Raw genomic sequence first — 12,148 nt, 5'->3', positions numbered from 1 at the left:
CGGGTGGGTGCAGCCAGCCATGGCTCAAACTGCAAACCAGGCGTCTGTTGCCGAAGAACTTGCTGAAATGCGCGCGCAAATGGCTGCGATGGCAGAGCGTATCAATGCGCTTGAGGGCGAGCTCGCCGAAGCTGACGCCAAGGCCGACTTTGCAATGGCTGCAGCAACCGATGCGGCCACCGCGGAGGCAGAAGAACTGGTGAATGGCGATGGCGCTGCTGACAAGAAGCAGCCTGCAATCGCGTTTAAGGGCGCGCCCGAAATCAAGGGCGAAGGCGGTTGGAGCTTCAAGCCGCGCGGCCGCCTGCAATATGATGCCGGTTTCACCAGCGTGCCTTCCTCAACCGGCCGCAGTGGCGGTTTCGGCAGCGAAGCCCGCCGTGCGCGTCTGGGTGTGTCGGGCGATATGCCGGGCGGTTTCGGATACAAATTCGAAGTCGATTTTGCGGGCAACGATGTCGCGGTGACCGACGCACTCATTTCCTACGAAGCAGGTGACGCTGAAATCACCGTTGGCCAGTTCAACAATTTCCAGTCGCTCGAAGAACTCACCAGCTCGCTCCACACCAGCTTCATCGAACGCGCCGCGTTCACCGACGCGTTCGGATTTGAACGCCGCGTCGGTGCATCGGCCCAGTTCGGCAGCGGCGACGTGCTGGTCCAGGCCGGTGTCTTTACCGACAATATGGAAGACCTCTCCAACAAGAACTGGAGCGCGGATGGCCGCGTGGTGTTTATGCCAAAGGTCGGCGACACGCAGCTGCACCTTGGTGGTTCGGTCCACTACACCGACCTCGAAAGCGGCAGCACGGTGCGTTACCGCCAACGTCCGCTTGTGCATTTCACCGGCGATCGTTTCGTCAACACCGGCGGGCTTGCCGCGACCAGCGAATTCGGTCTGGGCCTGGAAGCCGCCGCGATTGCCGGTCCGCTGCATTTTGCCGCAGAAGGTTTCTGGCAGGAAGTCAGCCGCCCCGGTGCGCTGACCGATCCGACATTCTTCGGCGGCTATGCCGAGGTCGGCTATTTCCTCACATCCGGCGACACACGCGGATACAAAGGCGGCAAGTTCGACCGCACGAAACCGGCCAACCCGGTTGGCGAAGGCGGGGCCGGGTCGGTCCAGGTCAATGCGCGCTATGACTATCTCGACCTGAATGATGGCGGGATACTCGGCGGCAAGCAGAACGGCTTCTTCCTGTCGCTGGTCTGGAAGCCGACCGATTACACCATGTTGCTCGCGAATTACGGCCGATTGAATTACGATGACGCCGCATTCCCGGCTGCGGGCGGAGACACATCCTACGGCGTGGATGTCGTGGGCGTTCGTGCCCAAGTCGACTTTTAAGACGCGAAGCTGACCGGCGTTGTCACAAACGCGTCACACTCAGGCGATAACGGCCAAACCAACATTCACTCAAGGAATAAAACCCATGCGTATCACCACCAAATTCGCACTTGCAGCGGCCTCCGCACTCGCGCTGGCCGGGTGTAACGACACTGCCCCTGAATCGGTTCAGGTCGTTGGCTCTTCCACTGTGTTCCCGTTCGCCAAGGCTGTTGCTGAAAACGCCGCACGCGCCAATCCGGGCATGGCTTCGCCGCTGATCGAATCAACCGGCAGCGGCGGCGGTATCAAGCTGTTCTGTGGCGGCGTTGGTAGTGAACACCCCGATGTTGTGAATACATCGCGCCGCATGAAGACATCCGAATTCGAAACCTGCGCAGCAAACGGCGTAACCGATGTGGTGGAAATCCAGGTCGGCCTCGACGGGATTGCATTCGCTTCGGCCCAAGGCGGCCTGATGATGAACCTTACCCCGGACATCGTTTACCGCGCGCTGGCGGCCAACCCTTATGGTCAGGAACAGACTAGCGAAACATGGGCAGACGTCGATGCCTCGCTGCCTGCTGAACCTATTCTGGTTTACGGCCCGCCTTCGGGTTCGGGCACGCGCGATGCGCTGCAGGAACTGGTCCTCGAAGCCGCGTGCAAGCAGAATGCCGAAATGAAGGCGCTGAAGGAAAGCGACGAAGACGCTTACGACAAGACCTGCACCGAAATCCGTAGCGACCAGAAATATGTCGCTCAGGGCGAACAGGACAATCTGATTGTCCAGAAGATCAGCAGCAACCCGAAAGCAATCGGCGTGTTTGGTTACTCCTATCTCGAAGAGAACGCTGACAAGGTACAGGGTCTGCCGATGAACGGCAGCGAACCTACCTATGAGAACATTTCCAGCTTCGCATATCCCGGCGCACGTCCGCTGTTCATGTATGTGAAGAAGGCGCATCTCGATGCGATCCCGGGCCTGCGCGAATACGTCGCAGAATGGGCCAAGAGCTGGGACAAGGACGGACCGCTTGCCAAGATCGGCCTCGTCGCTTCGCCTGACGATGTTCGCGCCGCGAACCTTGCCAAGACGACCGAGTTCACAGTTCTGACGGCTGACGAACTGAAGTAATCAGAACCCGGTTCATACCGGAACAGGCGCCGCCCTTGCATCACGCAGGGGCGGCGCTTCGTGTTTCAGGGTGATCGGAAACGGGCGGCGTGGCGGCAGTCGCAGCGATCGCGGCAACCAACAAGCGGGCAGTCCACTGGCGAAAATTCTATTTGCCTGCCCTGATCCGGCTGGTCAGGTGGTATCCGAAACATCGATCGCAGTGATAGGCGCGCAGGACGACATCGGCCTGCTCCGCAGCCTCCCGTGCATCCTCCCGCGTGGGATAACGCCGTTTGGCGGCACAGATGCGCTGGCGGGTGCGCAAGTCAGACCCCTCGCAATCTAACTAGAGTGGGTTGCCATCCTGATCGCGGAAAATCTCTCGCCGGCCAACATGGTTTGCCGGACCGACCAGCCCCTCTTCTTCCATCCGTTCGATCCATTTGGCGGCGGTGTTATATCCTACGCCCATCTGCCGCTGCAGCCATGAACCGGACGCTTTCTGGTTCTCGATCACGATCTGGCAAGCCTGCCGGTATTTGCGTTCGTTCGGATCATCGCTGGCGGTGAATTCGTCTTCGAACGACAGACCGCCGCCATCTTCCGGTTCTTCCGTCACGGCGTCGACGTAATCCGGCTTACCCTGCGCGCGCCAGTGGTCGGCCACGCTCTCGACTTCCTCGTCCGACACAAATGGGCCGTGCACGCGGACCATCGCCCCGGTGTTGGGCTTGTAAAGCATATCGCCCTTGCCAAGCAGCTGCTCCGACCCCTGCTCACCCAGAATCGTGCGGCTGTCGATGCGGCTGGTGACCTTGAAGCTGATCCGGGTGGGCAGGTTGGCCTTGATCACGCCGGTGATGACATCGACCGACGGGCGCTGTGTTGCCATGATCAGGTGAATACCGGCGGCGCGCGATTTCTGGCTCAGGCGCTGGATCAGAACCTCGATTTCCTTGCCGACCGTGACCATAAGGTCGGCCAGTTCGTCAACGATCAGAACGATCAGTGGCAGCGGTTCGTAGTCCAGCTGCTCTTCTTCATACAGTTCTTCACCGGTATCCGGATCGAACCCGGTCTGCACACGGCGGCCCAGCGGTTTGCCCTTGGCGACCGCGGCCTGCACCTTCTCGTTGAAGCCGCCGATATTGCGCGAATTGACGCTGCTCATCATCCGGTAGCGGCGCTCCATCTCCTCGACCGCCCACTTCAGCGCGCGGACCGATTTGTGCGGTTCGGTAACAACGGGCGACAAGAGGTGCGGGATATCGTCGTACGTCTTCAGCTCCAACACCTTCGGATCGATCAGGATCAGGCGGCATTCGGCGGGGGTGAAGCGGTAGAGCAGCGATAGCAGGATACAGTTGAGACCAACCGATTTGCCCGAACCGGTGGTACCGGCGACCAGAAGATGCGGCATTGCGGCCAGATCGGCGACAACCGGTTCGCCGGCGATATCCTTGCCCAGAATGATTGGCAGGGCGCCCTTGGCCTCGGCAAAATCCTCGCACGCGGCAAGCTCTTTCAAGGCGACCATCTGGCGGTCGGCATTGGGCAGTTCGATGCCCATCACGGTCTTGCCCGGGATGGGCGACACGCGCGCGCTGATCGCGGACATATTGCGCGCGATATCTTCGGCAAGGCCGATAACCCGGGCGGCCTTCACGCCGGGTGCGGGCTCCAGTTCGTACATCGTGACAACCGGGCCGGTGCGCACGGCGGTAATCTCGCCCTTGACGTTGAAATCATCGAGCACGGTTTCCAGCAGGCGCGCATTGCGTTCCAACGCCAGCTTGTCGAGCTTGGGCGCGCTTTCGGCGGGTGGTTCGGCCAGCAGATCCAGGCTGGGTAATTCGAAATCGGCAAACATGTCGCGCTGTTTCGCCTTGGCCAGCGGTGCCTTTTTCGGGGGCCGTGTCGGATCGGTAATAGTCGGTGCACGGCGCGGGGATTCGTCGATCACCGGTTCAGATTTCGCCTCCGCCTTGCGCGCCTTCTTTTCCGGCTTGGGCAGGAATGGAATGCTGGTTTCAGGCAGCGAAGGCCGCCGCTTCAGAAACTCCGGAAGGGTCAGCAATTGCGCCCAGTCGAGCGCGAATACACGCGTCACCAGCGCAACCCCGCCCGCCAGGCTAAGAAGCGCAAGGCCCAGTATCGCCCAGCCGCCCGCGCCTTCGGGCAAGCGCCCGGCAACGGCCTCGATCCCGTTGGCACCAAGCAATCCGGTGATCCCGCCAAGCGACGCTGGTAGCGTTCCGCCAGGTCCGTCGAACGCGAGCGAGAGCACGGTTGCCAGCAGCGCCATGGCCAGCAGCAACATGCCGACGGGTGCCCACCAGCGGGTGTCGTTCTGCACGTCTTCGTCTTCGACATCGCGCCACAGCTTGCGGGCAAACACATACATCAGCGGCAGCAGCAGAATTGCGGGGAGGCCGAACAGGAACAGCACCCGCTCCGATGCCCATGCTCCGGCGCTGCCCATCCAGTTTGCCACATCGGTGGATGCCGCTGCGGTGGAGGGGCTAGGATCGGTCTGGGTATAGCTGGCAAGCGCGAGGCCGAGGAACACTGTCCCGCCAAACAGGGCTGCGGCGCCGGTCATCTGCACCGCACGGCGCAGCGAACGCCGGAAAGCGGCGCGCCAATCCGTTGTGTTTGACTTTCCGATGGCGCGGCTGGCCATATTAAACCCCTTTGAACCCGTGAATTTGCACCATGGACTGCGCAGGACTCGTGCGTCAAGAATCCCTGCGACGAACTGCGTAGCGCGGCCTTCCTAGGACAGGCCGTCTATCGCCGCCCAGCGCGGCCAGCCGAGCCGTTTGGCAGTATCCCGGTTCATCCCGCCCAATGCGATCACAGGCGCTTTCGCTTTGCGGGCGAGCAGACGGAAACGAACCGGGCCAAGCGGTTTCGCGCCGGGATGCGATGCAGTGGAGAAGACAGGCGAAAGCAGTATCGCATCCGCCCCGGTCCTGTCGGCTGAGACGATCTCCTTGGCATTGTGCGCGGTCGCCAGCTTGAGCAGATCGCCGCCGTGCGGCATCGCTTCAGCCGGGCCATATACCCCGTCGGCGCCCCATTTCAGGGCCAGAACCGGCGATCCGGAGACGACGACCAGATGCCGCCGCTTGCGCGCGATTTCCTGCAATTGTTGAAATCTCGTTCGCCGCTGCGCCGGGTCCAGATGATAATGGCGAAAGATGAAGCCGGACTGTTCCGGCAGCTGTGCCAGAACCTCGTCCAGGACCGCATCGTTGCGCGCATCACTCAGCAGCCAAAGCTCTGGCAGGGGCCGGGGGGTCTGGTCTTGCGCCACGCGGACGTTATAGCGGCGCGCCATGGACAATACACCCAAATCCTCCGCCAGCCCGCTGGAAACGGTAAATGCAGAAATCGCCAAGACGGCCAGGATCGCCCGCCGCGATACCGATGACATAACCCTGATCGCAGTCAGCAAGACACAAGGGCCAGACAAGATCTCGCCGCTACTGGCCGAAGGGCACCGGGTCTTCGGTGAAAACCGCGTTCAGGAAGCGCAGGAGAAATGGCCAGCGCTGAAGCAGGACTATCCCGATGCGCAGTTGCACCTGATCGGGCAATTGCAGTCAAACAAGGCGGAAGATGCCGTCGAATTGTTCGATTGCATCCACTCGCTCGACCGGCCCAGCCTGCTGAAGGCTCTGGCCAAGGCAATGGACAAAACCGGCAAACGGGTACCGTGTTTCATTCAGGTCAATATCGGTGATGAAGATCAGAAAGGCGGCTGCCCGATTGGCGAACTGCCTGCTTTTATCGAGCAGGCACGCAGCGCCGGCGTTCCGGTCGCCGGCCTGATGTGCATTCCGCCCGCCGGTATCGAGCCGGCACCGTTCTTCGCATTTCTTGCCAAGCTGGCCGAAGACAACGGTCTGGAAGGGCTGAGCATGGGGATGAGCAGCGATTACCCGGTCGCAATCATGCTGGGTGCAACCCACATCCGCGTCGGCACGGCACTGTTCGGCGAGCGCGGATGACAAGCAGGCCCGCCGCGCTGGACCGGTTTATCGCCGATTGGCGCGAACCGCTGGAACAGCAGGCGGGCGTGTTGTTCGCGGCCGGGGAGCTGGATGCTCCTTCGATCATGCATACGGATGTGGCCGATCAGTTTGTCCAGTCGCAAGGGCTCAGGCCGATTGGCGCGAACTGGGAAATGCTCGACCCGTCGGACGATGACAGCGCGCCGCGGTCTGCCATCGCATTCTTTGCAGACGCGCTGAGCCAGAACATGGTCTTGCCCAGGCGCAGCTGGCTGGGCGAAGGACGGGCCAGGCAATGCGGCCGCGAATTTCTGGCCTGCTTCGAACCCCGTTCCCGTACGATCCTGACCAACCGGATGGATTTTGGCTGGAATCCCGTTTCGGCCGCGAACGTCGAATGGGCGTTCGTCGGTTTCGATGATCAGAAGATCGCGCTGCTCCTGCTGGCGGCACAGGACTGAATACAAAAAGGGCGCCCCGATCGGGACGCCCTCTTCGATTGCAATTTGCAGTTTGCAGTTGGATCAGAACTGGAAAGTCACTTCTGCGCCAACCTGACGACCCTTGCTGAGCGGCGAAAGTGTGCCGCCAGCCGGGTTTTCGTCGAACGGACGGTTCACGCCGTTGGACAGCGGGCCGCCGAATGGCAGCTGTGTGTCACCACCGGCCTGAACGCCGTCGAGCAGGTTCTTGCCGTAAACCGAGAACGCCAGACCGTCGATCGGGGTATTCCAGGTCACGTTAGCGTCGAGGCTGGTCATGTCCTGAATGTAACCGAAATTGTTGTCGGTATAGGCGAATTCATCGCGGTACTGCAGGTTCACGCGGCTGACGACCGAGCTGCTGCCGAGATCCAGTTCGTGGATCGCGCCAACACCCCAAGTCATGTCGGGAACGCGCGGCAGCTTAAGCGCCAGATCGTTACCGTCGATCACGCCGTCACCCGAAATGTCGAATGCGACAGAATCGTATTCCGCGTTGATGATGCCGATATTGGCGGTGAACAGCAGGCTGTCCGAAACGCGCATACGGGCTTCCGCTTCAACACCAAAGATTGTTGCGTCGGCAGTGTTCAGAATGAACTGCGAGACACCGGCGGTTGCCGACGACTGGTTCACTTCGCGCTGCATGTCGGAAATCTTGGTGATGTAAGCGGCTGCGTTCAGCGTCAAAGCACGATCGAAGGTCTGGAATTTACCGCCGATTTCGTAGTTATCGACGCGCTCTTCATCAAACGCGAAGTTGCCGCCGGTTGCCGGTACGACCACGTTTTCGAACACGGTCGCGTTGGTGATACGGAAGTTGTATCCGCCCGAACGATAGCCGCGGGTCCAGTGTGCGTAGAGCTGGCTGTTGTCGAATTCGTACTGCAGGCCGATTTTCGGCGACCAGTTCGACCAGCTTTCATTGTCGGTGAAGCCGTTATTCTCTGTCGGGATGAACGGGTTCGTGCCCGTGGTCGGGCAGGTGCCGTCAACCACCGAACATGCCGGACGCGGGCGGACATAAGTGACGCCTGCGTCTTTTTCTTCACGCGACCACCGAAGACCGGCAATCACGCTCAGCGCGTCGGTCAGGTAGAACTGGCCCTGTGCGAAGGCACCGATGACTTCGTGATCCTGCTGACCACCACCGTAGAAAGTCAGCGGGCTGAGCGGAGGAAGATCGCGGGTTTCAGTGTAAGCAATCGACTGGTCGAAATAGAAACCGCCAACGGTCAGTTCGAGACCGTCGAAGCTCATGGCATAGCGCAGTTCGTTCGAAATCTGCTCCTGCTCTGTTTCCGTGCCGGAGTGGAAGCCGAAGATCGGCAGCGAATCGATGTCGCCCTGTGTGACGGCGGAATACTCGCGGTAGCCGAAGATGTTGGTCAGGGTGCCCGGACCAACTTCGAGTTCAGCGGTCAGGCTGCCGGTCCAGATTTCGTTCGCGTAGAAACCTTCTTCGTCGATCGACATGTCGAATGTGTCACGCGAAAACAGGCCGCGGTTCTGGCCCGAAGGTCCATCGCCATCGCTCTCGAAATAGTCGAGCTTGCCGGTCAGTGTCAGGTCGCCGAAGCGGCCTTCCAATGCGCCGCGGAAGATCTTTGTTTCCGCTGCGCCGTGGTTGGTGTTGTTGAACAGGTTGGTGAAGTAACCTTCATCCTTGTTGTAATACGCGCCCAGTTTGAACAGCAGCGTATCTTCAACGATCGGGCCGGAAACGACACCGCTGACGGTGTAGTTGGCGCCGCCGCGGCCGCCATCGACGAACGGACCGTCAACGGCTGCACGGAACTTGCCCTGGAATTCTTCGGTCGGGTTGCCGGTGTTCAGCAGAACCGCGCCGCCGGTTACGTTGCGACCAAACAGCACGCCTTGCGGACCGCGCAGGATTTCAACGCTGTCTAGGTCGAACAGATCGAACACGACGCCGCCATTGAAGCCGAGGTATACACCATCGACAAACACGCCGACGGTCGGATCAATCGACGGGATCGAGCTGTTGATGCCCAGACCGCGGATCGAGAAGTTCGCGGTACCACGGCTGGTGCCGACCTGGTCGAGCGAAACGTTAGGGGCGGAATACGTCAGCGACTGCACGTCGCGAACCTTGAGTGCTTCGAGGCTTTCCGCGTTGAACGCGGTAATCGCGACAGGTGCATCCTGCACGTCTTCGGCGTCCTTGGTTTTGGTGCCGGTAACAACGATTACGTCGAAGCTATCCAGTGCGCTTGCGCGGCCTTCGGACTGCTCTTCCTGGTCGTTGGCGTCCTGCGCCAGAGCAGTCTGCGGCATAAGCGCCATGCCCGCACCGAGCAGAGCAAGGGCGCGCAAAGAGGAATAAGATTTCACGTAGAATTCTCCCTAGATTGAAACGTGTCGCGGGGCCTCTAGGGAAAATGTGTTAAAACACAACCGCCATCCGACTAAACGCTTTCCAGCTCCGCCTGGCGTCGGTCGCTTGCAGCGTCGAGCAAGGCCTTCTCAACCGATGCAAGCCGTTCTGAACTGGTGATTTTCTGCCCCAGCAAATCGGTCACGTAAAATGTGTCTGCGGCGCGTTCACCATAGGCTGTAACGTGCGCGGATTGAACGATCAGCTGATTTTCGAACAGTTCGCGGGCCAGCCTGTTGAGCAGCGCGGGACGGTCGCGGGCGTTCACCTCGATCACCGTAAAACGGTTCGACGCGCGATTGTCGAAGATAACCCTCGGCTGGACAACGAAAGCCTTGGAGCGCGAGATTGGCAGCGGCCGTTTCGCGAGCTGCGGTGCCAGTTCAATCCGGTTGGCCAGTGCATCGCTGATGCTCGTCTTGATGCGGCCCAGCTGGCGTTCCTCCCGGAATGGTGAACCTGATGGATCCTGAACCAGGAAATTATCGACCGCCCAACCGCTTTGCGTGGTGTGAATGCGGGCATCGATGATGTTGCCGCCAGCCAGATGGATACCGCCGGCGATGCGGTAAAACAGCCCAGGGTGGTCGGCCGCGATAACGCTGACCAGCGTCGCACCTCTCGCGGCGTAGTATTCGCAGTGGATCGACAGCTGTTCTTCCAGCCCGCGAGCCACCTTGTACTGCACCAGATTGCGCGAGATCACGTCTTCGGGCTCGGCAATCCAGTAGGCATCGCCAAAGAATTTGCCGACCTCGTCGACCAGTTCGCTGCGGTCTGCCAGTTCTTCGGCCACCACCGCTTTCTTCGCGGCAACGCGTTCCTTGCGCCCGTGTCTGACATGGCCAAGCCGCAAGCGTTCCTGCGCATTGTCATACAGTTCGCCCAGCAGCTGGCCTTTCCAGCTGTTCCATGTGCCAGGGCCGACCGCGCGGATATCGACAGCGGTCAGGATCATGAGGTTGCGCAGACGCTCCAGGCTCTGCACCTCGATCACGAAATCCTCGATCGTTTTCGGATCGGTCAGATCGCGTTTGAAAGCAGTGGCGCTCATCAACAAATGCTGCCTCACCAGCCATGCGACCAGCGACGTTTCCTGATCATCCAGCCCGAAACGCGGGCACAGCTTTTCCGCCACATCCCCGCCCAGCACCGAATGATCGCCGCCGCGGCCCTTGGCGATATCGTGCAGCAGCACCGCCACATACAGGGCGCGCCGTGAATTGACGCGGTGAATCAACTTGGCGGATCGTGGGTGATCCTTTGTCAGTTCACCCTTCTCGATCCGGTTGAGCAGGCCGATTGCGCGGATTGTATGTTCGTCGACTGTATAATGGTGATACATGTCGAACTGCATCTGCGAATTGACCTTGCCGAAATCGGGCACGAAGCGTCCGAAAACGCCAGCCTCGTTCATCCAGCGCAGGACCATTTCCGGGTCATTGCGACCAGCCAGCAGGTCCAGAAACAGTGCATTTGCACGCGGATCGTTCTGGATGTCGGCCTTGATCAGCGCCGAATCCCGATCCGCCTGGCGCATCGTTTCCGGGTGGATTTCCAACCCTTCAGACTCTGCGATCTGGAAAATCTCGATCAGGCGGACGGGGTCATCCTGAAACCATTTGTCGCCCGGCGCGGCGATCTTGCCGCCATAGACGCGGTATCCCTTGAGCATACGCGGCCGTACTGTGAACCCGGCAAAGAAACCCTTGCGGGCCCGCTTTTGAGCGAATTGTTCGTCGATATGAGCCAAGAATATGCCGGTCAGGCTGCCGACCCGTTTGGCCTGGATGAAATAGAACTGCATGAAGCGTTCGACTGCGCTCTTGCCGGTCCGGTCGGCAAAATTCATCCGGCTGGCGATTTCCCGCTGCATGTCGAAAGTAAGCCGGTCTTCGGCGCGGCCAGTGATGATGTGCAAGTGGCATCTGACCGCCAGCATGAACCCTTCGGCGCGGCGGAAAGAACGATATTCCTGCGGGGTGAACAAGCCGACATCGACCAGTTCGGATGCGCTGCGAACCTTGTGAATGTATTTCCCGATCCAGTACAGCGTGTGCAGGTCGCGCAGGCCGCCCTTGCCGTCTTTCACATTGGGTTCGACCAGATACCGGCTGTTGCCAAGCCGCCTATGCCGTTCGTTCCGCTCCTGCAGCTTCTCGGTGACAAATGTCTGTTCGGTGCCGTTCACCACTTCGGAATAGAAGCGCCGACCGGCCTCTTCATACAATTCGCGGTCGCCCCAGACATAGCGGCCTTCGAGCAATGCTGTGCGAATGGTCAGGTCGCTCTTGGCCATCTTGACCATCTCGTCCAGCGTGCGGCTGGAATGGCCGACCTGCAGGCCCAGATCCCACAGGAAATAGAGTATCGCCTCGATCACCTGTTCGCACCACGGGGTGCGGCGTGACGGCGTCAGGAAAGCGATGTCGACGTCTGAATGGGGCGCCATCTCTGCGCGGCCATAGCCGCCAACCGCCGTCACGGTCATGCGTTCGCTGGCTGACCGATTGCCCGGCGGGTAGACGTTTTCGATCACATGGTCGTGGATCAGCCTGACGATCTGGTCGATCAGGAAAGACTGCCCGCCAGAGCATTCGTGACCGGAAGACGGCTTCTTCGCCAGCCGTTCTGCCAGTTCGTCACGCCCGGCATCGAGTGCAGCGCGCAGCAGATCGATGATCGGCTGACGCGCTTTCTCGCCATGTTCTGCCACCAGCGCGGCAATATCCCCACTCAGCTTTTTCCGATCAATGATCTTGCGCTGCTTGGGAATTTTCGCCTGGTTCAATGGTTATCCTG

9 protein-coding genes are annotated in these 12,148 nt (G+C 60.2%); 4 read left to right on the top strand and 5 right to left on the bottom strand.

What is annotated here, in order from left to right; genetic code table 11:
• Window positions 1-19: 19 nt before the first annotated feature.
• Both GRI43_RS09760 and GRI43_RS09755 read left to right on the top strand, forming a co-directional pair.
• Complete coding sequence (locus GRI43_RS09760) at window positions 20-1,348, top strand: OprO/OprP family phosphate-selective porin (RefSeq protein WP_235903720.1); 1,329 nt, start codon at window positions 20-22, stop codon at window positions 1,346-1,348.
• Between the two features lie 85 nt (window positions 1,349-1,433).
• The gene (locus tag GRI43_RS09755; RefSeq protein WP_160730935.1) at window positions 1,434-2,465 is read left to right on the top strand and encodes a substrate-binding domain-containing protein; all 1,032 of its coding nucleotides are present in this window, start codon (window positions 1,434-1,436) and stop codon (window positions 2,463-2,465) included.
• Window positions 2,466-2,613: 148 nt separating this feature from the next.
• On the opposite strand, the gene GRI43_RS13885 is transcribed toward GRI43_RS09755, so the two are convergent.
• From GRI43_RS13885 to GRI43_RS09745, 3 genes are all read right to left on the bottom strand, one after another.
• Window positions 2,614-2,772: a hypothetical protein gene (locus GRI43_RS13885; RefSeq protein WP_202391692.1), complete on the bottom strand. Its 159-nt coding sequence runs from the start codon at window positions 2,770-2,772 to the stop codon at window positions 2,614-2,616.
• Window positions 2,773-2,793: 21 nt separating this feature from the next.
• The gene (locus tag GRI43_RS09750; protein WP_160730934.1) at window positions 2,794-5,130 is read right to left on the bottom strand and encodes an FtsK/SpoIIIE family DNA translocase; all 2,337 of its coding nucleotides are present in this window, start codon (window positions 5,128-5,130) and stop codon (window positions 2,794-2,796) included.
• Window positions 5,131-5,223: 93 nt separating this feature from the next.
• Window positions 5,224-5,790, bottom strand: a complete 567-nt coding sequence (locus GRI43_RS09745) for a thiamine phosphate synthase (RefSeq protein WP_160730933.1) — start codon at window positions 5,788-5,790, stop codon at window positions 5,224-5,226.
• Here GRI43_RS09745 and GRI43_RS09740 point away from each other — a divergent pair.
• Both GRI43_RS09740 and GRI43_RS09735 read left to right on the top strand, forming a co-directional pair.
• Window positions 5,789-6,463: a YggS family pyridoxal phosphate-dependent enzyme gene (locus GRI43_RS09740; protein WP_160730932.1), complete on the top strand. Its 675-nt coding sequence runs from the start codon at window positions 5,789-5,791 to the stop codon at window positions 6,461-6,463. The two genes, GRI43_RS09745 and GRI43_RS09740, sit on opposite strands and share 2 nt — an antisense overlap.
• On the top strand, window positions 6,460-6,927 hold the full coding sequence (locus GRI43_RS09735) for a hypothetical protein (protein ID WP_160730931.1): 468 nt from the start codon (window positions 6,460-6,462) through the stop codon (window positions 6,925-6,927). Before GRI43_RS09740 ends, GRI43_RS09735 begins: the two co-directional genes overlap by 4 nt.
• Window positions 6,928-6,990: 63 nt before the next feature.
• On the opposite strand, the gene GRI43_RS09730 is transcribed toward GRI43_RS09735, so the two are convergent.
• Both GRI43_RS09730 and GRI43_RS09725 read right to left on the bottom strand, forming a co-directional pair.
• Window positions 6,991-9,303 (bottom strand): TonB-dependent receptor, encoded by a 2,313-nt coding sequence (locus tag GRI43_RS09730; RefSeq protein ID WP_338090032.1) that lies wholly within the window; start codon window positions 9,301-9,303, stop codon window positions 6,991-6,993.
• A gap of 74 nt (window positions 9,304-9,377) precedes the next feature.
• Complete coding sequence (locus GRI43_RS09725) at window positions 9,378-12,137, bottom strand: [protein-PII] uridylyltransferase (RefSeq protein ID WP_160730930.1); 2,760 nt, start codon at window positions 12,135-12,137, stop codon at window positions 9,378-9,380.
• Between the last annotated feature and the right edge of the window lie 11 nt (window positions 12,138-12,148).

Source organism: Pontixanthobacter luteolus (assembly GCF_009828095.1).
Taxonomy (GTDB): Bacteria; Pseudomonadota; Alphaproteobacteria; order Sphingomonadales; family Sphingomonadaceae; genus Pontixanthobacter; species Pontixanthobacter luteolus.
Note: the sequence above shows the minus strand (reverse complement) of the source record. Positions and strands in the feature narration are given on the sequence as shown.